This is a genomic window from Microbacterium testaceum StLB037, assembly GCF_900104345.1.
Lineage (GTDB): Bacteria > Actinomycetota > Actinomycetes > Actinomycetales > Microbacteriaceae > Microbacterium > Microbacterium testaceum_A.
The window spans coordinates 82,337-103,589 of the sequence record NZ_FNJN01000003.1 but is presented as its reverse complement, the minus strand read 5'-3'; the positions used below and the strand labels follow the sequence as shown (position 1 = coordinate 103,589).

At 71.4% G+C, this 21,253-nt stretch carries 18 protein-coding genes; 8 read left to right on the top strand and 10 right to left on the bottom strand.

All coding sequences use genetic code 11. The features are described from left to right. Nucleotides 1–22 precede the first annotated feature (22 nt). Complete coding sequence (locus BLS25_RS06705; RefSeq protein ID WP_143017848.1) at nucleotides 23–1,807, top strand: ATP-binding cassette domain-containing protein; 1,785 nt, start codon at nucleotides 23–25, stop codon at nucleotides 1,805–1,807. A 13-nt stretch (nucleotides 1,808–1,820) separates the two neighbouring features. Here BLS25_RS06705 and BLS25_RS06700 read toward each other — a convergent pair whose 3' ends face one another. Beyond that, a complete protein-coding gene (locus BLS25_RS06700) occupies nucleotides 1,821–2,999 on the bottom strand; it encodes a sensor histidine kinase (protein ID WP_074694884.1) in 1,179 nt (392 codons plus the stop codon). A gap of 253 nt (nucleotides 3,000–3,252) precedes the next feature. On the opposite strand from BLS25_RS06700, the gene BLS25_RS06695 reads away from it, so the two are divergent. Both BLS25_RS06695 and BLS25_RS06690 read left to right on the top strand, forming a co-directional pair. Next, entirely contained in the window at nucleotides 3,253–3,960 is a 708-nt protein-coding gene (locus BLS25_RS06695; RefSeq protein WP_074694883.1) for a response regulator, read from the top strand. A gap of 89 nt (nucleotides 3,961–4,049) precedes the next feature. Continuing rightward, nucleotides 4,050–5,096, top strand: a complete 1,047-nt coding sequence (locus BLS25_RS06690; RefSeq protein ID WP_074694882.1) for an isopenicillin N synthase family dioxygenase — start codon at nucleotides 4,050–4,052, stop codon at nucleotides 5,094–5,096. Nucleotides 5,097–5,265: 169 nt separating this feature from the next. Here BLS25_RS06690 and BLS25_RS06685 read toward each other — a convergent pair whose 3' ends face one another. Then, nucleotides 5,266–6,345 carry a VIT1/CCC1 transporter family protein gene (locus tag BLS25_RS06685; RefSeq protein ID WP_056231992.1) on the bottom strand — a complete coding sequence of 360 codons (1,080 nt, stop codon included), beginning with the start codon at nucleotides 6,343–6,345 and terminating at the stop codon, nucleotides 5,266–5,268. A 202-nt stretch (nucleotides 6,346–6,547) separates the two neighbouring features. Next, complete coding sequence (locus tag BLS25_RS06680; protein WP_256335551.1) at nucleotides 6,548–8,707, bottom strand: DEAD/DEAH box helicase family protein; 2,160 nt, start codon at nucleotides 8,705–8,707, stop codon at nucleotides 6,548–6,550. Nucleotides 8,708–9,056: 349 nt separating this feature from the next. On the opposite strand from BLS25_RS06680, the gene BLS25_RS06675 reads away from it, so the two are divergent. Both BLS25_RS06675 and BLS25_RS06670 read left to right on the top strand, forming a co-directional pair. Next, complete coding sequence (locus tag BLS25_RS06675) at nucleotides 9,057–9,917, top strand: SGNH/GDSL hydrolase family protein (protein ID WP_074694881.1); 861 nt, start codon at nucleotides 9,057–9,059, stop codon at nucleotides 9,915–9,917. Further along, a complete protein-coding gene (locus BLS25_RS06670) occupies nucleotides 9,914–10,594 on the top strand; it encodes a hypothetical protein (RefSeq protein WP_074694880.1) in 681 nt (226 codons plus the stop codon). Before BLS25_RS06675 ends, BLS25_RS06670 begins: the two co-directional genes overlap by 4 nt. A gap of 21 nt (nucleotides 10,595–10,615) precedes the next feature. Here the strand turns inward: BLS25_RS06670 and BLS25_RS06665 are convergent, their stop codons facing one another. Further along, nucleotides 10,616–11,425 carry a TrmH family RNA methyltransferase gene (locus tag BLS25_RS06665; protein WP_074694879.1) on the bottom strand — a complete coding sequence of 270 codons (810 nt, stop codon included), beginning with the start codon at nucleotides 11,423–11,425 and terminating at the stop codon, nucleotides 10,616–10,618. Nucleotides 11,426–11,459: 34 nt separating this feature from the next. Then, complete coding sequence (locus BLS25_RS06660; protein ID WP_074694878.1) at nucleotides 11,460–12,662, bottom strand: amidohydrolase family protein; 1,203 nt, start codon at nucleotides 12,660–12,662, stop codon at nucleotides 11,460–11,462. A 125-nt stretch (nucleotides 12,663–12,787) separates the two neighbouring features. Between BLS25_RS06660 and BLS25_RS06655 the strand changes: the two genes are divergently transcribed. The 3 genes from BLS25_RS06655 to BLS25_RS06645 all read left to right on the top strand — a co-directional run bounded on the left by BLS25_RS06655 (nucleotide 12,788) and on the right by BLS25_RS06645 (nucleotide 14,836). Then, a complete protein-coding gene (locus BLS25_RS06655) occupies nucleotides 12,788–13,636 on the top strand; it encodes a Sir2 family NAD-dependent protein deacetylase (RefSeq protein WP_056232018.1) in 849 nt (282 codons plus the stop codon). Nucleotides 13,637–13,709: 73 nt separating this feature from the next. After that, the gene (locus BLS25_RS06650; RefSeq protein ID WP_074694877.1) at nucleotides 13,710–14,252 is read left to right on the top strand and encodes a hypothetical protein; all 543 of its coding nucleotides are present in this window, start codon (nucleotides 13,710–13,712) and stop codon (nucleotides 14,250–14,252) included. After that, entirely contained in the window at nucleotides 14,249–14,836 is a 588-nt protein-coding gene (locus tag BLS25_RS06645) for a histidine phosphatase family protein (RefSeq protein WP_074694876.1), read from the top strand. Before BLS25_RS06650 ends, BLS25_RS06645 begins: the two co-directional genes overlap by 4 nt. On the opposite strand, the gene BLS25_RS06640 is transcribed toward BLS25_RS06645, so the two are convergent. The 5 genes from BLS25_RS06640 to BLS25_RS06620 all read right to left on the bottom strand — a co-directional run bounded on the left by BLS25_RS06640 (nucleotide 14,833) and on the right by BLS25_RS06620 (nucleotide 20,923). Next, nucleotides 14,833–15,648, bottom strand: coding sequence for an HpcH/HpaI aldolase/citrate lyase family protein (locus tag BLS25_RS06640; protein ID WP_074695151.1), 816 nt, complete (start codon nucleotides 15,646–15,648; stop codon nucleotides 14,833–14,835). The two genes, BLS25_RS06645 and BLS25_RS06640, sit on opposite strands and share 4 nt — an antisense overlap. A gap of 79 nt (nucleotides 15,649–15,727) precedes the next feature. Beyond that, nucleotides 15,728–16,195, bottom strand: a complete 468-nt coding sequence (locus BLS25_RS06635; protein ID WP_056232031.1) for a MaoC family dehydratase — start codon at nucleotides 16,193–16,195, stop codon at nucleotides 15,728–15,730. Next, on the bottom strand, nucleotides 16,192–17,370 hold the full coding sequence (locus BLS25_RS06630; RefSeq protein WP_056232034.1) for an acyl-CoA dehydrogenase family protein: 1,179 nt from the start codon (nucleotides 17,368–17,370) through the stop codon (nucleotides 16,192–16,194). The genes BLS25_RS06635 and BLS25_RS06630 overlap by 4 nt, the downstream gene beginning before the upstream one ends. Continuing rightward, nucleotides 17,367–19,304 carry an acetyl/propionyl/methylcrotonyl-CoA carboxylase subunit alpha gene (locus BLS25_RS06625; RefSeq protein WP_074694875.1) on the bottom strand — a complete coding sequence of 646 codons (1,938 nt, stop codon included), beginning with the start codon at nucleotides 19,302–19,304 and terminating at the stop codon, nucleotides 17,367–17,369. The genes BLS25_RS06630 and BLS25_RS06625 overlap by 4 nt, the downstream gene beginning before the upstream one ends. Before the next feature lie 2 nt (nucleotides 19,305–19,306). Further along, nucleotides 19,307–20,923 (bottom strand): carboxyl transferase domain-containing protein, encoded by a 1,617-nt coding sequence (locus tag BLS25_RS06620; RefSeq protein WP_074694874.1) that lies wholly within the window; start codon nucleotides 20,921–20,923, stop codon nucleotides 19,307–19,309. Between the last annotated feature and the right edge of the window lie 330 nt (nucleotides 20,924–21,253).

Here is a 21,253-nt window from a genome sequence, read left to right as displayed (position 1 = left end):
GCGCCATTCGATCGGAGCGGTCGTGAGCTGGATCGCTGCTCTCGTCCCGGGCGCGCAGGTCCTGTTCACCGCCGCCGTCGTGAATGCCGCCGCCGGCTTGCTCACCGGCGCCGTCTCCGCGGATCGGGCGCTGCTCACCGTCGGTGCGCCGCTGGCGGCCCTTCTGGCCGCGCAGGTGATCGGGCGCGGGATGACCGCTGTCGCGCAATATGTGCTGTCGCGCGCCGAATTGCAGGTGCGGCAACGTCTCGCCGACGACACCATGGGCGCGGGACTGTCGATGTCGCAGTGCGACTACGAGGACGCTGATCATTACAACCGTGCGAAACGCGCGCTGCAGGAGGTGCAGTCCGGACGCGTGTCGGCCCTCCCCGGCGACGCCGTCGAACTCGTCGCGTCGGTCGTGTCGATCGCCGCGGTGGCGGGAGCGTTGATCGCCTGGATGCCGATCGCCGCTCTTCTCATCCTGGTCTCCCCCGTTCCGGGGGCCATCGCGGCCGCGGTGTACGGACGCAAGCGATGGGATCTCGACATCCGCCAGTCCGAACGGCGACGTTTCTCGGCCTACCTGCAAGCGCTCACGATGAGCGATCACTCTCACAAGGAGATCGCGCACTATCGCCTCGGGGACGTTCTGCGAGGGCGGTTCCGCCGTGTGCTCGAAGATCTCCTGCAGCAGGACGCGGCAGCATTGCGGAAGAACCACCTCGCCGTGGCGAGTGCGGACGTCTTCGGCATCGTCCTCACCTGCGTCGCATTGGGCCTCGTGGTGGTGGCCGTTGCACACGATCCCGCCGGGAACAGCCTCGGCGTGCTCACCGGATTCGTTCAGGGGATGAACACCCTGTACGGCATCACTCTCTCCACCCTCGGGGGGATCGCTGCGGTGTACCAGAGCTCGCTCTATGCGGGCAACGTCTTCGGGTACCTCGATTCGGCGTCGCGTCCCCACGCCGCCCCGACCTCGCACCGAGCCCTCGGGCAGGCTCCCGAGATCCACTGCGAGGCCGTGAGCTTCACGTACCCCGGGACCGATCGCGTGGTGTTGAGCGACGTCGACGTGGTCTTTCCCGCCGGCCTCTGCTCGGTGGTCGTCGGAGCGAACGGCAGCGGGAAGTCCACCCTGCTGAAGCTGGTGGCCGGGGTATACGCACCCACGGGCGGGGCGGTGCGATTCGACGGCGCCCCCGCGGACGAGTTCGACAGCGCTGAGCTGAATGCGTCCATCGGCGTGGTCTTCCAGGACTACGTGAAGTACGAACTGCCCGCATACGACAACGTGGCGTTCGGACGAATCGAACAGTTCGACGATCAGATCGCCGTGCGGGAGGCGCTGCGATCGGTGGAGATGGACGACCACGTGCGGTCTCTGTCACGGGGATGGAACACCCGCCTCGGTCGCCGGTTCGCCGGGGCGGAGCAACTGTCCATCGGCCAGTGGCAACGTCTCGCGTTCGCGCGAGCGTTTCGCGGCGCCCCGTCCGTGCTCCTGGCGGACGAGCCCGCGGCATCCCTCGACGCCGAAGGTGAGCACGCCGTCCTCCGCGCCATCGAGGAGCGACGTGGGCGGATGACGACGATCCTGATCTCGCACAGCCTCGCCGCGATCCATGCGGCCGACAGGATCGTCTACGTGGATGCCGAGCACGGAACGGTCCACGGACCGGCGCCCCACGACGTGCTGCTCTCCTGCTCGACGGGGTACGCCTCGATGTACCGGCGACTGCGGACCAATGCGGCATCCGAGGGAGCTCCCGTATCGGCCGTCCCCTTCACGGACCGGTTTCGTGAGGTCGGACGTCGGTGAAGGCGCGACAGCCTCACCGGAGCGGGAGGTGGACGCGGAGAACCCAGGACCCCGAGCGCGACTCGGACACGAGCTGACCATCGAGGAGCGTGACCCGCTCGCGCAACCGATCCAGACCGTATCCGGACGATGGCACGTACGGCGCTCGTGCGACGTCACCGACGGTGTTCGTCAGCTCGACGCGGATCTCGTCGTCGACGGTCTCGACGACGACGGACACCACAGGAGCCCCCGCACCATGCTTCGCGATGTTGGTGGCGCCCTCTCGGAGGACGTGAACGATCGTCTGCTCGATCGCAGCCGACATCTCCGCCGCGAGGCGCGCGCGCACGGTCACCTGGGCGCCCAGACGACGCAGGGCCGACGTGACCTCGTCGAGAGCACTCGCCACGCTGGCGTGAGCGCCGTGATCCGCCGGGGTGCCCGGCCGGTCGTCACGGACGATACGCAGCATCCGCCGGATATCGGCGAGAGCCTGGTCCGCACTGGAGCGGATGGCTCTGATGGACTGTTCGCGCAGGGCCTGATCGTCGACACGTTCGAGCACCCGGGCGTGCATCGACACCAGCGTGACGTCGTGGGCGATGATGTCGTGCAGCTCGTCGGCGATCCGCTCGCGTTCGACGTGGATCGCCTCCCGGCGCGCCTGCTCGAGCTGCTCGATGTCTCTGGCGAACCGACGCACGCGTCGGTGGGCTGTGCGCAACGCCCAACCGATGCCGGCGGACACGACCATCACCATGGCCAGCACGGGCAGAGCCGCACTCGAGAAAGCACCCGGAACCGTCGCCGTGAGTCCCGCGAGGGCGACGGTGCACACGACATAGGCGCCGATGAACCACCCGGGACAGGTGTAGACGACCAGGCCGGCGACGACCACGAGATGGAGCAGCTGCGGTCCGCCCTCGTTCGTCGCGGTCTCCAGGAGGGCGGTCAGCGACAACATCACGACCGCCGCCGGCGGCCACCAGGCGAAGAGCGCGGTGGCGAGCGTGGCCGCGAGACCGAGCGCGATGCTCCGCCACGTCTGGTCCGGTTCGCTCAGGTAGAGGGAGACATCGACGACCAGGACGAGCCCCAGCAGGACGAGCAGGGCGTTGCGCCCCCGTCGAGGAAGACGCGTGAACCCGGAGACCCTCTCTGCCGGTGACCGCGCACGATCGTGGGACGCGCCCGGTGCAGTGGTGTTCACCGTCCCATCATGACCGCTCCGATCGACGGATCAGGCGCAGATACGCAAGAACCTGCAGAGCTCCGTCATGATCGGCCCGGCCGGGGCCACGTGCGAAGCGAACAGGGTGAAGACGTCGAACATGGTTCCTCCTCGGTGCGAATGCCCCGTCCACACTCGCCGAGCAGCCCCGATCGCGCCGCAGACGAAGGGATACCGAGAGGGATACTTTCGTATCGTCTCGGCCGCGGGCCCGCCGTCTAGAGTGGTCGAAATGCAAGCGATCCGAGTGCTCATCGCCGACGACGAGAAGCTCGTCCGCCACGCGCTGCGAATCTTCGTCGACACGAGCGGTGACATGGAGGTCGTCGGGGAAGCCACGGACGGCGACGAAGCGGTCGCCCTCGCCGCACAATTGCTTCCCGACGTGGTCCTCATGGATCTGCAGATGCCGCGGGTATCGGGCATCGAAGCGACCCGTCGCATCATGCGTGTCACCTCCGAGGTCCGAGTGCTGGCTGTCACCACCTTCTCGACGGAGCGGCACGTGGTACCCGCCCTGCGGGCCGGAGCATCCGGCTATCTGGTGAAGGACACCGATCCCGACGACATCCTGAACGCCATCAGAGAAGTGGCCGCAGGGCGTTCGGCGATGTCGCCGCGCCTCACGCGAGACCTGATCCTCTCCCTCCGCGACAACCCCGCTGAGGAATCGGTCACGGTCGCACGCCCCGAGCCCCTCACCCCGCGCGAGCTCTCGATCGTGAAGGCCATCGCCCACGGCCGCTCGAACGCCGAGATCGCGCGGGAACTGCATCTCGCCGAGCCGACGGTCAAGGCGAACCTCGGTCGCGTGATGTCGAAGTGGGGGGTGCGAGATCGCGTGCAGGTCTTGATCTACGCCATCACGAACAACCTCGTCGAGCTGGGATCGCTCGACTCCTGCGGCCACCGTGGACACGGCCCCGCCGATCGGGAGTGACGGTCCGGGATGCCGGGATGCCGGTGCCGTCGCGCATCCCGTGACCCCGCGGTAATACGAGCGTGACATCGGCCGCTTAGCGTCGGAGCATGCCCGCATTCTCCGTCCCGACGATCGACATGTCCGCCTGGGTGGGTCCCGGCTCCCCCGACGCGCGAGCGGCCGTGGTCGCCGCCGTCGACCACGCCTGTCGCACCGTGGGCTTCATGCAAGTGGTGGGGCACGGCATCCCGGATGCCGTGATGCATGATCTCGAAGACGCGCTCGACGAGTTCTTCGCCCTGCCCCTCGAGGCGAAGAAGGCGTACGTGCGACCCGCGTCCGAGAACCGCGGCTACAGCCCGCCCAAGAGCGAGTCGCTGAGCTACAGCCTCGGCGTGGACCCGGTGACGCGTATGAACGACTTCTTCGAGGCGTTCAACGTGGGCGCCTCGGCCGCCGAGTACCCCGGCAGCACGGCGACGGCCGCCGACTACGCCGAGAACACCTGGCCCCGCGAGACGAGGGTCTTCGAGCCGTCGGTCCGCTCGTACTACGACGAGGCCCGGCGCGTCGCCCATACCCTCACACGCATCTTCGCGGCCGCCCTGCGCGTGCGCGACGACTTCTTCGACGACGTCACGGATCACTCGATCGACGTGCTGCGCCTGAACAACTACGCCCTTCCGCCCGGAGAGATCGAGCTCGGCGCCGAGCTCACGGGGATGGGCGAGCACACCGACTTCGGTCTGGTCACCGTCCTGTGGGCCGATCAGGTCGCGGGTCTCCAGGTCCTCGGGCTCGACGGCTCGTGGAACGACGTCTCGCCCGCCCGCGGGGCACTGCTCGTCAACCTCGGCGACGTCGCGGCCCGCCTGACCAACGACCGGTGGATGTCGACCCTGCACCGGGTGAAGCCGCCCGTGATCGACGGAACGATCGAGCGCCGCCGCTCGGCGGCGTTCTTCCACGACGGCAACGCCGACGCGGTGATCGCCCCGCTGCCGCACTTCGTCTCGGCCGACTCTCCCGCGCTGTACGACCCCGTGACGGTGAGCGAGCACATCGCCGCGAAGCTCGCCGGATCACGTGCGGGACGCAAGAACGTCAGCGCGGAACGCGAAGCGGCGCGCGTCGCCGCGGCGAGCCGGGGCTGACGGCCGCGCGCGCGGCGCGGCGCGCGCGGTTGCCGGGCCCGGCCGTGCGCGGCTCCCCCGCCTTCCGCGGCGCACCGGCCCATCCGCCCGCCGTGCCCCGGCCCGGCCCGGCCGCACAAGGCCTGAACCGCGCCCGGCACCGCGCCGGCGCGCGATGCATGCTCGCGCGTCAGCCCGCCGACACGCCGAACAACAGACCCAGCACGTAGGTGACCGCGGCCGCGCCGAAACCGATCGCGAGCTGGCGGAGTCCGCGCTTGATCGGCGAGGCGCCGGAGAGCAGACCGACCATGGCGCCGGTCCCGATCAGCGCGATGCCGACGAGACCCAGGGCGAGGGCCACGGCCGGGAAGCCGGCCATGCCGAAGATCCACGGCAGCACCGGGATGATCGCGCCCGAGGCGAAGAACAGGAAGCTCGACAGGGCCGCACCCCAGGCGCTGCCGACGACCTCGTGCGACGACTCCCCCGGTGCGGCCGCGGCGGGTGCGGTACCGGCCTGCGCCGCGGTGACCACGTCGCGGGCCTTGTCGAGAGCGGCATCCGGGTCCATACCGCGCGTGCGGTAGACGAGCGCGAGCTCGTTGGCATCCAGGTCGAGGTGAGGAAGAGCGGAGTCGGCGAAGTCGCTCTCCTCGGTGGCTTCGAGCAGCTCGCGCTGCGACCGCACCGAGACGAACTCCCCCGCGCCCATCGACAGGGCGCCGGCGAGCAGGCCCGCGATACCGCTGAAGAGCACGAAGCTGGGGGCCACGCCGGTCGCCCCGACGCCCATCACCAGGGCGAGGTTCGACACGAGACCGTCGTTCGCACCGAAGACGGCGGCGCGGAAGGTGCCCGAGAGGCGTCGGCGCCCGCGCGCGGCGAGACCGCGGACGACTTCGTGGTGCACGCGTTCGTCGGCGGCCATCGCGGGGGTCGCGTAGGGCTCGTCGGCGTAGGGCGAGCGGGCCTCGGCGTTCTGCGCGAGGGCGAGCACGAAGATCGAGCCGAAGCGGCGGGCCATCCACGCCAGGAGGCGGGTGCCGATGCCCGGCGCGGGCAGGCGCTTGGGCGCTTCGCCGAGGAGATCGACCCAGTGCTGCTCGTGGCGGCCCTCGGCCTCGGCGAGGGCGAGCAGGATGTCGCGTTCCTCCCCGGTGCGGCGCGAGGCGAGCTCGCGGTACACGCGCGCCTCGGCGCGTTCGTCGACGAGATAGCGCGCCCAGCGGCGGCGATCGCGGGCGGTGGGTGTGGCGGGGGTCGTCACGGGTGCTCCTTCGGGTCGTCCCCACCGTAGTGAGGCGGGTTCACCCCCTCGGGCGCGTCGGCCCACACTGACAGCATTTCGGCCCCCCGAAGGCCGGAAAGACGCGGATGCCGAGGGCTCGGTGCCAGCATTTCGGGGTCGCGAAACCGGGGGTCGCGGGCGGCGGGGAGGCGGGGCGGGGCCGAGCCGTTCCGGATCCGGGTCAGGAGTGCACGCGCTTGCGCAGCACGTCGATGCGCGCCTGCAGCTGCGCGACCGTCGCGTGCGAGACGGCGGGGCCGCCGCAGATGCGGCGGAGCTCGGCGTGCACCAGGCCGTGCGGCTCGCCGCTCTGGCGGGCGTACAGACCGACCATCGTGTTGAGCAACTGGCGCTGCTCCTTGAGGGTGCGGTGCAGAGGCGCCGGGAGCCCGCCGTCGTCGACCGAGGGCGGCTCACCGCTCTCCTTCTCGGTCGCCTCGCGGGTGGAGCGGTGGCGCGACTGCCGCGTCGCCCGCGACATGAGCACCTCGTGCACCTGTTCGGGTTCGAGAAGACCCGGGATGCCGAGGAACTCCTCCTCCTCGATGGTTCCCGGAACCGCGAGCTGGCCGAACTCCTGCCCGTCGAACAGCACGCGGTCGAAGTGCGCGAGCGAGCCGAGCGCCTGGTACTCGAATTCCTGCTCGAGCGCGTCGGAGGCTTTGTCCTCTCGCTCGGCGGCATCCATCATGTCTTCTTCGGCGTTCCACTGGTCTTCCGCGTCGCTGTCACGGTCGAGGGCGTGGTCGCGCTGCGCCTCCATCTCGCCGGCGAGGGCGAGCAGCTGCGGGACGTTCGGCAGGAACACGCTCGCGGTCTCACCGCGGCGGCGTGCGCGCACGAAACGGCCGATGGCCTGGGCGAAGAACAGCGGCGTCGACGCGCTCGTGGCGTACACGCCGACGGCGAGGCGCGGGACGTCGACGCCCTCGGACACCATGCGCACGGCGACCATCCAGCGGCTCGTGCCCTTCGAGAACGTCTCGATGCGTCCCGATGCTTCGGCCTCGTCCGAGAGCACGATGGTGACCTTCTCACCGCTGATGTCCTCGAGGATGGCGGCGTAGGCGCGCGCGGCGGTCTGATCCGTCGCGATGACCAGGCCACCGGCATCCGGAACCGTCTCGCGTACCTCGGTGAGGCGGCGGTCGGCGGAGCGCAGGACCGCGGGGATCCAGTCGCCGTTCGGATCGAGCGCCGTGCGCCAGGCCTGCGAGGTGATGTCCTTGGTGTTGTCCTGGCCGAGCTGGGCCTCCATCTCCTCGCCCGCCTTGGTGCGCCAGCGCATCTGACCGGCATAGACGAGGAAGAAGACGGGGCGCACGACCCCGTCGTCGAGGGCACGGCGGTAGCCGTAGGCGTAGTCGGTGCGCGAGAGGCGGATGCCCTTCGAGTTCGGGTGGTACTCCACGAACGGGATGGGCGCGGTGTCGCTGCGGAACGGGGTTCCCGACAGCAGCAGGCGGCGCGTCGCGCGGTTGTAGGCCTCGCGCAGGGCGTCGCCCCAGCTGAGCGCGTCGCCACCGTGGTGCACCTCGTCGAGGATCACGAGGGTCCGGGCATCCATGGTGAGGCGCTGGTGCACCTCGGCCTTCACCGCGACCTGCGCGTACGTGACCGCGACGCCGTGGTACTGCCGCGAGGGCGTGGCGTGCCGGTTGGAGAAGAACGGATCGAGCCGGATGCCGACACGCGCGGCCGCCTCGGCCCACTGGGTCTTGAGGTGCTCGGTGGGGGCGACGACGACGATGCGGTCGACCACGCGACGACGCATGAGCTCGGACGCGAGACGAAGGGCGAAGGTCGTCTTACCGGCGCCCGGGGTGGCCGCCGCGAGGAAGTCGCGCGGACCCTTGCCGACGCCGTCGGGCCCGTCGGAGCCGAAGTACTGATCCAGCGCCTCGGCCTGCCAGGCGCGCAGGCGCTGCGCGGTTCCCCACGGCGCGCGCTGCGGGAACGACGGCGAGAGGTGCTCGGCGGCGAAGGAGCCGAAGTGCGGCTCGACCCCGTCGAGAGCAGGGTCGGGAATCGCCCCGGGCGCCGGTTCGTCGGCGACGGGCGCGGTCGCGTGGGACGGGTCGACGACGGGGGCCGCGTCGGCGGGCGCGGATGCCGGGACGGCGGGCGCGGAGGAGCTCGTGACTGGACCGGGAGTGGCAACCGGACCGGGGTTGGCGACGGGACCCGGGCTGGCAACGGGACCCGGGCTGGCAACGGGACCCGGGCTGGCAACCGGGCCGGGGCTCGCGACCGGGCCGGGAGAGGCGATGCGCGGAGTCACCGCTTCGGCGGCCGGGCTCGTGTGCGGGAGGGCCGAGGTGCGGGCTTCTTCTTCCAGCATCGAACCTCCATCCTTCGCGAGCGCGAACATCCACGATAGGCGACAGCGGAGCCCGCCACGCCCGACCCGGAGGCGGATACGTCGCACCACCGGCCATAAACGCGATTCGTACCGAGAAACGCGTGCAGACGGCGTTTATCCGACGAAATCGCGTTTATGGATGTCCCCCGGGAGGCCGGACGCCGGTGGGTCGCGCGGGGACGTGACCCGCGCACGCTCACGCGAGGAGCACTCGTTCACGCGACGGGATCGCGTTCCTGCGCGACCGGCCACGCGGATGCCGCTACCTCGCGCGCCCGCTCTCTCGCGGTGTCGGAGGCCGGGGGTACCGTGGAAGCCGGAGGTTTCGATGACACTCGATCCGCATTCGCCCCGCACCCCGTCCGCGTCCGACAACCCCGGCCCCCACCCCTGGCGGCGCTACGTCGCCCTCGGCGACTCGTTCACCGAGGGAATCGGCGACCCACTGCCCGACGGCGGTCACCGCGGGTGGGCCGACCGGGTCGCCGAGGTCCTCGGCGCGCAGGTCGACGATTTCGCCTACGCCAACCTCGCGGTGCGCGGAAAGCTCATCGCGCAGATCGTCGCCGACCAGATCGAGCCGGCGCTCGCGCTCAAACCCGACCTCATCACCATCTCCGCGGGCGGAAATGACGTCATCCGCCCGGGCAGCGATCCCGATGCCGTGTCGCGGCAATTCGAAGACGCCGTCGCGCGTCTGCGCGCCAGCGGGGCCACCATCGTCGTCTTCACGGCGATCGACACCGAGTTCACGCCGGTGTTCCGCGGCATCCGGGGCAAGGTCGCGATCTACAACGAGAACATCCGCTCGATCGCCGACCGCTACGACTGCGTGGTCGCCGACCAGTGGGGCCTCAAAGAGGTGCAGGACATGCGCTTCTTCGACGACGATCGCCTGCACTACAACTCCCTCGGTCATCACGAGGTCGCCCGCATGGTGTTGCGGGCCCTCAACGTGCCCAACGACCTCGAGCCGATGAAGGCCGAGACCAGGGCGATCACGACGTGGCGCGCCGCCCGCGAGAAGGACTTCGTGTGGGCGCGCGAGTACCTCGTGCCCTGGGTGCTGCGGCGTCTGCGACACCAGTCGTCCGGCGACCACATCCAGCCCAAGCGTCCCGAGCCGCTTCCGGTGGTGACCCTCGCCCCGGGTCGGGATGCCGCGGGCTCCCGCGAGACGCAGGCGTGACGCCCGTGCACGCCCTTCCCGACGCGGTCGTCGCCCTGCTGCGCGTGGCCGACGCCGACACCCTCCTGCGAGACGCCGATGCGCTCGCCGAGACCCTCGCCGACACCGGGTGGGCGCCCGAGGTCGAAAGCGGTCGCTTCAGCGCCGCGGGGTGGGATGTCGTGTCGTCGGCGTGGCCGCCGAACCTGTCGGTGTTCCGCGACGGGGAGCTTTCCGACGTGCGCCGCGACGCGCTCGCGATCGCCGAGACGCTCAACGCCGAGCCGCAACGATGGGCCTTCGACACCGAGGGGCCGGACTGGTCGGGCTGGAACGCCGACGACCCGCGGTGGGACGACGAGCAGATCGACTGGCTCGAGTGGCGCGGCCGGGGTGTCGTCGTGCAACTGTTCACGGCGCCGGAGGCGCAGATCGGCCCCGACGCGCTCCCTCCGCATCTGCACCTCGCGATCGAACGGGAGGATTCCCCGCCCGAGGGCCTGCCGCGCGACGCCGCCCGCGACCGCCGCGTCGCCGCGGACGGAAGCGTCGTCGAGAGGTGGTTCCTGGTCGGCGAGAGCGATCTGCCCGACGATCTGCTCGCGGCGCTTGGCGCCGACCCCGACCAGCGCGTGAGCGCCGCTGCCGCGTCGGAGCTCCGCATGCGTGCGGGCGGGTTCGATGACCCGACCGGCTGAGCCGGTTCGAAATCCCCCGCCTCAGGCCCGGCGTCCCCGTCCAAGTTCCCACAGCGCCACCGCGCTCGCCGCGGCGACGTTGAGCGAGTCCACTCCCCCGGCCATCGGGATCGTCACGACGGTGTCCGCCGCGGCGAGCGCGCCCCGGCTGAGTCCATCGCCCTCGGATCCCATCAGCAGGGCGACGCGCTCGTGCCCCGCGGCAGAGAAGGCGTCGAGGGTCACCGCGTCGTCCGACAACGCGAGTGCGGCGAGGTGGAATCCGGCGTCGTGCAGCAGGGGGGCGGCATCCGACCACTCCGGCAGTCGCGTCCACGGCACCTGGAACACGGTGCCCATGCTGACGCGGACGCTGCGTCGGTACAGCGGGTCGGCGCAGCGCGGGGTGACGAGCACCGCGTCGGCGCCGAGGGCCGCCGCCGAACGGAACGCCGCTCCGATGTTGGTGTGATCGACCACGTCTTCGAGAACGACGACGAGCCGGGCGTCGCGCACGACTTCTTCGACGGATGCCAGCGCGGGGCGATGCATGGACGCCAGGAGCCCCCGGTGCACGGTGTATCCGGTCACCCGTTCGGCGACCTCGGCCGGGACGACGTAGACCTCGGCGTCCTCACCGACGAGCGCGAGCGCATCGGCGAGGAACTTCTCCTGCACGAGGACGGAGCGCGGCCGGTGCCCCGCGCGAAGGGCGCGATCGAGGACCTTCGAGGACTCGGCGATGTAGAGCCCGCCAGCCGGCTCCGACACCCGCCGCAGCGACACGTCGGTGAGATCGCGATAGTCGGCGAGGCGCGGGTCGGCGGCGGAGTCGAGGGGGATGACGGGCATCCCCCCATGGTGCCAGCAGCCCGCGCGCCAGACCTCACGCCACGTGCAGCGCCCGACCCCCGGCGATCACCAGGGCCCGCTCGGGCTGACGCACGAGCGCATCCATGGGGTTCTCGGCATCCACGAGGACGATGTCTGCGCGGGCTCCCTGGACGAGGTCGTGCACCTCTCGACCGACCGCCCACGCACCCGCGCGGGTAGCGAGCTCGACGACGCGGAGCAGCTCCTCGTCGCGCACGAGCCCTCCCGCGCGGGCGTACTGCCAGGCGATGCCGAGCGTGTCGCCGGTGCCGAAGGGGCTCCAGAGATCCCGGATGCCGTCGGTGCCGAGCCCCAGCCGGACACCGGCCGCGTCGAGCTCGGCGAGGGGAAGCTGCGCCAGCCGCAGCGGGGCGACGGTGGTCATCGATACGCCGGCCGCGCCCATCGCGGCGAGGAGGTCGCGCCGGCGGGCGGGGTCGAGCTGGGCGACGGCGAACCCGTGGGCGATGTTCACCCGTCCGCCGAGTCCCAGGCGCTGCGTGCGCTCGATGAGCAGCTCGATCTGGAACGCGCCGAGCTCGGCCGCGTCGTGCAGGTGGATGTCGAGGTCGACCCCGGTGTCGGCGGCGAGCGCGGTCAGGGCGTCGATCTGTCCCACCGGGTCGCGGTCGATCGACGCGGGGTCGAGACCGCCGATCCCCGTGACGCTGTCGCGGCCTGCGGCCTCGCGCAGCAGCTCGAGGACACCCGGGCGTCGAAGCACCCCATCCTGCGGGAAGGCCACGATCTGCACGTCGAGGGCGCCCCCGTAGGCGGCGGCGGCTTCTTCGACCGCCTCGATCCCGCGCAGGCCCACCCCGTTGTCGACGTCGACGTGGGTGCGGATCGCGGTCGTTCCCTGGCGGACGAGCTCGCGGAGCACGAACGCGGAGCGCTCGAGCGAGGGGATGCCGAGCGCCTCGCGCTGCTCCCGTTCGTGTCGGATGCGCCCCTCGGTCGACCCCTCGCCGCCGTACGACTGCCACGGCAGTCCCCACCACGACTTGTCCACGTGCGCGTGGGCGTTCACGAGCCCCGGCAGGGCGAGCAGCCCGCGTCCGTCGAATTCCCGGATGCCGATGGGGTCGGCGGCGGCGGGGGTGATCGCGGTGATCCGTCCCCCGTCGATGGCGATGTCGACGAGATCACCGCCCCAGGGACGCACGCGGCGGAGGGAGGTGACGTCGAGCATGGCGGGCCGGGGGAAGGAGCTCATTCCCCCAGTCTCCCTTTCGCGCGCTCCTCCCCGCGACACGGACCCGTCGACGGGACGGGAGGAGGGGCTGCCGGCGCGAGCCGGTGTCGGCGCCCCGCCATAGACTCGACGGGACGGAGGTGTGCATGACCGACACGACGCAGGACGCCGAGTTCTCGGCATCCATCGATCGCGCCGTCGAGGTCCTCGCCGGGCGCAAGATCGCCGTCCTCACGGGCGCGGGCGTGTCGACCGATTCGGGGATACCCGACTATCGGGGCAAGGGGGCGCCGACGCGCACGCCCATGACGGCTCAGCAGTTCCTCTCGAGTGCCGACGCGCGCCGCCGCTACTGGGTGGGCAGCCACCTGGGGTGGAAGGTGTTCGCCGCCGCGCAGCCGAACGACGGTCATCGCGCCCTCGCCGATCTCGAGTCCGCCGGAGTCGCCAACGGCGTGATCACGCAGAACGTCGACGGTCTGCACGTACGGGCCGGCAGCGGACGCGTCGTCGAGTTGCACGGCACGATGCGCCGCGTCGGCTGTCTGCAGTGCGGGCAGGTGTTCGACCGCCGCGACCTGGCCGAACGCGTCGAGGCCGACAACCCCTGGATCTCGCTCCCCGAGAATGTCGAGCTCGGCCCCGACGGCGATGTCACCCCGGCGAGCGCCGACGGTTTCGTCGTGCCGGTGTGCTCGGTGTGCGAGGGCACGCTCAAGCCCGATGTCGTGTTCTTCGGCGAGTACATCCCGGTCGAGAAGTTCCGCGAGGCGGAGCAGCTCGTGCACACCAGCGATGCGCTGGTCGTCGCCGGCTCGTCCCTGGTGGTCAACTCGGGCATCCGGCTCGTCGAGCGGGCGCGACGCAAGCGCCTCCCCGTGGTCATCGTCAATCGCGGCGAGACGCGCGCCGACCAGCGCGCGGCGGTCAAGATCGACGGGGGCACGACACACGTGCTGCGGGCGTTCGCCGATCGGCTGCCGGGGCTGCTCTGATGACTCGCGCTCCGGCTCGTCGTCGGGGCGTCGGGTCGTGACCGCGCCCAGGAAACCCCGGCAGGCGACGCCGGTGGGCCGTCCGCGCCGGAAGGTCGTCCTGCTGCTCGTCGCTCTCGCGACCGTGATCGCCGTGGGACGCCTCGTCGGCGAACCACCCGGCGTCCTCGAGGACGAGGAGGCGGCGGGCTTCGCCGACCACGGCCTGTTGACGGCGATCTCGGTCACCGCCATCGCACCCGACCGCATGGACGCGGTGTCGGCGGCGCTGCAGCAGGGTGTCATCGCGGGGAGGGCGAACGAGAGCCCGTATGGATGGTCGCTCCTCTCGGCAACGGACGACGCGATCTCGGTCGCGGCGTACTACCACTGGGGGAAGGGCGGTCCCCTGGATCTCACCGCCCGCCCCGATTGGGGACGCGCCTGCCGCGTCTACGATCTCGGCACGAAACCCGTGATCGTGCACCCGATCGACTGCCCCGAGGACGCCCCCGACCACCCCTCGGGTGATCGGGCCCGGCCCCGTCCGGAACGACAGGGTCTCGCACGGCCCCGTCGCGCGCGGGCGCCGCCGTGGGGGCTGGCTCCGCCCCCGCCGGTTAGGCTCGACGCGTGACGATTCTGACTCTGGTGCGGCATGGCGAGACGGCGTGGAACTACGAGGGACGCATTCAGGGGTCGACCGACATCCCCCTGAACGACACCGGTCGTCTGCAAGCACGCGGCATCGCCGAGACCCTCGCCGCGGAGTACGCCGGCCGTGAGGTCGTCGTCGTCTCGAGCGACCTGGGTCGCGCGGCCGAGACGGCCGACATCATCGCTGCGGCCCTGGGCATGTCGGTGACCCTGCGCCTCCCCGGCCTGCAGGAGCGCTCGTACGGCGAGGCTGAGGGCATGGACGCGCCCACGTTCTCCGACACCTACGGCCCCTGGCACGCGGCCGATGTGCCCGGCGCCGAGACCTGGCCGGTCGTGCGCGAGCGCGCGCTGGCCGCGCTCGCCGAGGCCGTGGCATCCGCCCACGACGGCGTCGACGTGATCGCCGTCGCGCACGGGGCGCTCATCCGCGAGGTCATCATGTTCGCCACCGACGGCGAGTTCCCCCGCGAGGGCGAGCGTCTGCCGAACTGCTCGGCGACGACGTTCCGACTCGACGGCGACCGCTGGGAGATGCTGGCCTACGCCGGCGTCGCCAGCTAAGAGGTTTCCGCCCGCGCGACGAGCGACCGGGCGTGGCGCAGGATCGGCTCATCGATCATGCGCCCCTCGAAACGGAACACTCCCCGCTTCCCCTCGGCCGCAGCGAGCACCCCACGCGCCCACGCGACCTGCTCGGCGGGTGGCGCGTACGCCTCGCGAATGGTCGCGACCTGCCCCGGGTGAATGCACGCGGTGGCGGCGAATCCGGATGCCACGGCATCCCGCGCCTCGTCCGAGAGGCCGTCGAGGTCGGCGATGTCGACGTGCACGGCGTCGATCGCCTGCTTGCCGAAGGCTCCGGCGGCGAGCAGCACCCGAGCCCGCGCGAGGCGTGCGACGTCGCGATACCCGCCGTCGTCGCTGCGGCTCGAAGTTCCGCCGAGGCTCGCGACGAGGTCTTCGGCACCCCACATGAGCGCGATCACCTGCGGCAGGGCGGCGAGCTGCTCGGCGGCGACCACCCCACGAGCCGTCTCGCACAGGGCGATCACCTCGTACCCCTCGAGCCGCGCGAGCGCGGCAGGATCCTCGGCCTTGGCGACCATCACGCGCCGCACGCGGGTCTCGGCGAGGGCGTCGAGGTCGAGCGCGAAGTCGGGCGTCTCGGGTCCGTTGACCCGCACGATGACGCGTTCGGGGTCGGGGTCGGCGGCGATCAACTCCGCGCGGGCGTGAGCCTTGGCATCCGGGGCGACGGCGTCTTCGAGGTCGAGGATCGCGGCATCCGCCCGCTCGAGAGCCTTCGACAGCCGTTCCGGCCGGTCGCCGGGTACGAACAGGAGTGCGGGACCGAGCGAGAACGATGCGCTCACGCCGCCCACCCCCGCAGCACCGCGGAGATACCCGCGGGGCCCTCGTCGAACGCGCCGCACGGCTCGGGAAGGGCCCCGCTCACGCCGCCGCCTCCTGCGCCCACACCAGTACCGTGCGGGTCGCGGTGGCGACCACCTCGTCGTTCTGCGAGCGTCCGGTGTGCTCCATGACGACGATCCCCTGACCGGGCCTCGACGCGGAGGGGCGCACCGAGACGATCTCGGTCTCGGCGATCAGGGTGTCACCGACGAACAGCGGAGCCGGGAAGCTCACGTCGGTCAGCCCGAGCTGCGCGACGAGCGTGCCCTGGGTGAGCTGCCCCACCGAGAGCCCCACGAGGGTCGACAGCGTCCACATCGAGTTCACCAGCGGACGACCGAACGGCTGGGTCGCCGCGTACGCCGCATCGAGGTGCAGGGCCTGCGGATTCATCGTCAGGGTCGTGAACACGACGTTGTCGGCATCCGTCACCGTCCGCCCGGGACGGTGCGCGTACTTCTCACCGACGACGAACTCCTCCAGATACAGGCCGCGCTGCTCGATCATGCCGCAACGGTACCCGTGAGCCCCAGCGCACGCGAGATCACCATGAGCTGCACCTCGGTCGTGCCCTCGCCGATCTCGAGGATCTTCGAGTCGCGGTAATGCCGCGCGACCGGGTACTCGTTGATGAAGCCGTTGCCGCCGAACACCTGGGTCGCGTCGCGCGCGTTCGCCATGGCGGCGTCGCTCGCGGTCATCTTCGCGACGGCGGCGTCGACCGTGAAGGGCTTGCCGGCGTCGCACAGGCGCGCGGCGTGCACCCACGCGAGGCGGGCGGTGTGCACGCGGGCGTGCATGCGCGCGAGCAGGAACTGCATGTTCTGGCGCGTCGACAGGCGCTCGCCGAAGACGGTGCGGCTGCGGGCGTAGTCGACGGCGGCTTCGAGGCAGCCCTCGGCGGCGCCGGTGGCGAGGGCGGCGATCGCGACGCGGCCCTCGTCGAGGGTGCGGAGGAAGTTCTTGAACCCGTGCCCGCGCTGGCCGAGCAGGTTCGCCTCGGGAACTCGCACGCCGTCGAAGGTGAGCGGATGCGTGTCGGAGGCGTTCCAACCGACCTTGTCGTACGCGGGACCCACGGTGAAGCCGGGCGTGCCGTTGGGCACGATGATCGTCGAGATCTCGGGGCGGCCCGCGTCGGTGCGGCCGGTAACCGCGGTGACGGTCACGAATCGGGTGATGTCGGTGCCGGAGTTGGTGATGAACTGCTTCGTCCCGTCGATGACCCATTCGCCGCCCTCGAGCTTCGCGGTCGTGCGGGTGGCGCCGGCGTCGCTGCCGGCCTCGGCTTCGGTGAGTCCGAATCCGGCGAGCGCGCGACCGGCGACGAGGTCGGGAAGGTACTCCGCCTTCTGCGCGTCGGTGCCGTAACGGTAGATCGGCATGGCGCCGAGGCCGACGCCTGCTTCCAGCGTGATGGCCATCGACTGGTCGACGCGCGCCACCCCCTCGATCGCGACGCACAGGCTCGCGTAGTCGCCGCCCTGGCCACCGACCTCTTCGGGGAACGGCAGACCGAACAGTCCCAGGTCGCCCATCTGCTCAACGAGGTCGAGGGGCAGCTGGTGCGCGCGGTCGGCTTCGTACGAGCGTGGCGCGATCACCTCGTCGGCGAACTCGCGCACCATCGCGCTCAGTTCGCGCTCGTCGTCGGTGAATACCTGCTGGCTGTCGATGCTCACGAGAGGGTCTCCTTGTGGGATGAAGCGGGGTGGGATGCCGGGCTGCCGGCGGAATCGTGGGACTGGGGGATCTCAGGGCTCACCGTCGCGACCACCGCGTCTCGCGCGACCTGCGAGCCCGCGGAGGTGCGCAGCCGCACCGTCCCGGCGTGCGGGGCCACGACCGTGTGCTCCATCTTCATCGCCTCGATCGTGAGGAGCCGGGCGCCGGCCTCGACGCTGTCTCCATCGACGACGTGCACGGCGACGACGGTTCCGGGGAGAGGGGCGACCAGGTCGGGATCGACGGCCCCGGGCGCGCGGCCCGCGGCGGTCCGGCGGCGCTGGGCGGCATCTCGCCGCGACACGACTCGCAACCGGTGCGCTCCCCCGTCGGCGTGCACCCAGTACTCATTCGGGCCCCCGACGACCACGGCCCTGCCAGACGCGGGCGCCACCGCGTGCACCTGCCCGGCGTCGTCTTCGAGCGACACCGGGCGAGCGGCCGCCGCTCCCCCGGCCCGCCACGCCCCGACGCGTCCCCAGACGGAGCCGTCGGCCGGGGTCCCGGCATCCGCGGCTCTCTGCGCCACGGCGGCGAGCGCGGCCTGCGACGGTTCCGGAGCCTCCGGAGTCCCCCGCCGATCGAGCAACCCCGTGTCGAGGTCGCCCGCGCGCACGGCCGGGTCGGCCAGCAGGGCGCGAAGATCCGCGATGTTCGTGTCGACGCCGAGCACGACCGTGTCGGCGAGGGCCGCGTCGAGTCGGGCGAGGGCCGTCTTGCGGTCGGGGCCGTGTGCGATGACCTTGGCGATCATCGGGTCGTACAGCGAGCTGATGACGCTGCCGGTCTCGACGGCGCTGTCGACGCGGGCGGATCCCGGATGCCACAGGCTCACGGTCCCGGTCGCCGGGAGGTATCCGCGGGCGGGCGTCTCGGCGTACACGCGCGCCTCGATCGCGTGACCGTCGAGGCGGATCTCGCCGAGCTCGAGCGCGAAGCCCGCCGCGACCCGCAGCTGCTGCTCGACGAGGTCGATGCCGGTGACCATCTCGGTCACGGGGTGCTCGACCTGCAGGCGCGTGTTCATCTCGATGAAGAACGGCTCGTCGAGCCGGTCGCCCGCGACGAGGAACTCCACGGTTCCCGCGCCGAGGTATTCGACGCTGCGGGCGGCGGCGACGGCGGCCTCGCCCAGGCGGGCACGGGTGGCGGGGTCGACGACGGGTGAGGGAGCCTCTTCGATCACCTTCTGATGCCGCCGCTGCAGGGTGCACTCGCGCTCGCCGAGCGAGAGGGTCGTGCCGTGCGTGTCGGCGAGAACCTGCACCTCGATGTGGCGCGGACGCTCCAGCAGCCGCTCGAGCAGCAGGGTGTCGTCGCCGAAGGCCGCGGCGGCGACGCGGCGCGCGGTCGCGAGGGCGTCGGAGAGGTCGGCGGGACCGGTGGCCACGGTCATGCCCTTGCCGCCCCCACCGGCGGAGGGCTTCACGAGCAGGGGGTATCCGGCGCGGTCGGCCTCAGCGGCGATCTCGTCGTCGCTCAGCCCCGTCGCGGAGAATCCCGGCACCGTGGGCACGTCATGCGCGGCGACGTGCTCCTTGGCGCGGATCTTGTCGCCCATCACCTCGAGCGCCTCAACTCCGGGGCCGACGAACACGATTCCGCCCGCGGCGCACGCGCGGGCGAAGCCGGCGTTCTCGCTGAGGAAGCCGTAGCCCGGGTGAACGGCGTCCGCCCCCGACGACACGGCGGCTTCGACCACCGCGTCGACGTCGAGGTACGAGGGCACGCGCACCGCGTGATCGGCCTCGCGGGCGTGGGGCGCGTCGGCATCCGCGTCGGTGAAGACGGCGACCGAGCGGATGCCGAGACGCCGCAACGTCCGAAACACCCGGCGCGCGATCTCACCGCGGTTGGCGACGAGAACGCAGGAGAAGGGGGGAATGCTCATGTTCACATCCGGAAGAGGCCGAAGCCCCGGTCGGCCAGCGGCACCCGGCTGACGACATCGAGCGCAAGCCCGAGCATCGTGCGCGTGTCGGCGGGGTCGATCACGCCGTCGTCCCAGAGCCGGGCGGTGGCGTAGTACGGACTGCCCTGCTCTTCGTAGCGGTCGCGGATGGGTTTCTGGAAGGCCTGGTCGTCGGCATCCGTCCACTCCTCCCCGCGCGCGGCGCGCTGGTCGCGCGTGACGGTCGAGAGCACGGATGCCGCTTGCGCACCCCCCATGACCGAGATGCGGCTCGAGGGCCAGCTCCAGAGGAACCGCGGGTCGTACGCGCGACCGCACATGGCGTAGTTGCCGGCGCCGTACGACCCGCCGACGAGGACCGTGAGTTTGGGGACGCGGGTGGTCGCGACGGCGGTGACCATCTTGGCGCCGTCTTTCGCGATGCCTCCGGCCTCGGCATCCCGCCCCACCATGAACCCGGTGATGTTTTGCAGGAAGAGCAGGGGGATGCCGCGCTGATCGGCGAGCTCGATGAAGTGCGCGGCCTTGAGAGCCGACTCGCTGAAGAGCACGCCGTCGTTGGCGATGATCGCGACCGGGTGCCCGTGCAGGCGCGCGAAGGTCGTGATGACGCTCTCGCCGTACAGCGCCTTGAACTCGTGCAGGGTGCCCGCGTCGACGAGGGTGTCGATGATCGCGCGCATGTCGACGGGCTGTGCGACGTCGGCGGGGACGATGTCGTAGAGCTCCTGCGGGTCGCGTGCGGGATCGGTCGGCGCCTCGACCTGCCAGACCGGCGCGGGGGTCGGCGGGAAGGTCGCGACGATGTCGCGGACGATCTCGAGCGCGTGCTCGTCGTCGTCGGCGAGGTGGTCGACCACTCCCGACCGGCGGGCGTGCAGGTCGCCGCCGCCGAGCTGCTCCGCGGTGACGTCTTCGCCGATTGCGGCCTTCACCAGGGGCGGTCCGCCGAGGAACACCGTGCCCTGGTTCCGCACGATCACGCTCTCGTCGCTCATCGCCGGGACGTACGCCCCGCCCGCGGTGCACGAGCCCATGACGGCGGCGATCTGCGGAATGCCGCGGGCCGACAGCTGCGCCTGGTTGCGGAAGATCCGGCCGAAGTGCTCGCGGTCGGGGAACACCTCGTCCTGCATGGGCAAGAACGCCCCGCCCGAGTCGACGAGGTAGATGCAGGGCAGGCGGTTGTCGAGGGCGATCTCCTGCGCGCGCAGGTGCTTCTTCACCGTCAGGGGGAAGTACGCCCCGCCCTTGACGGTGGCGTCGTTGGCGACGACCATGGCGTGGCGTCCGTGCACGAGGCCGATACCGGCGACGACTCCCGCGCCGGGAGCCCCGCCGTCGTAGAGGCCGTGAGCGGCGAGGGGGGCGACCTCGAGGAACGGGCTGCCCTCATCGAGAAGTCGGTCGATGCGGTCGCGGGCGAGGAGCTTGCCGCGAGCGGTGTGACGCTCTCGCGCGGCGTCGGACCCACCGCGGGCGGCCGTGGCGAGCGTCACGCGGAGCTCTTGCGCGAGGTCGCGCTGGGTGGGGGCGGCGGCGGGCGCGGCGTTCTGTGACGTCTCGGGCGCTGCCGCGGTGACCGGTGCTGTGCTCATGGCGGCTCCGTCTCGGTGCCGCATCGTCGACGGCACCGTCGTTCCGGTCGGGGTCGTTCCCGCCGGAGGGGTTTTCAGTTAATGTTGGCTAACTGAGATTCCAGGCTAGTCCGAGCGGATGCCGATGACAAGAGCGAACGACGAGCCCCCCGCGGTCGCCGGCGCGGCGCGCGCTGACACGGTGACGGCGGTCGCCCCCGCCCGCGAAGACATCTCTCCGGACGACTCTGTCGGCGCCGCCCGCGAAGGCGTGAGGGGTCATACGCCTGACCCCACGTCACGCCCGACGCCTGCCCACTCCTCCGGCACCGCGCCCGACCGCTCCCCCGG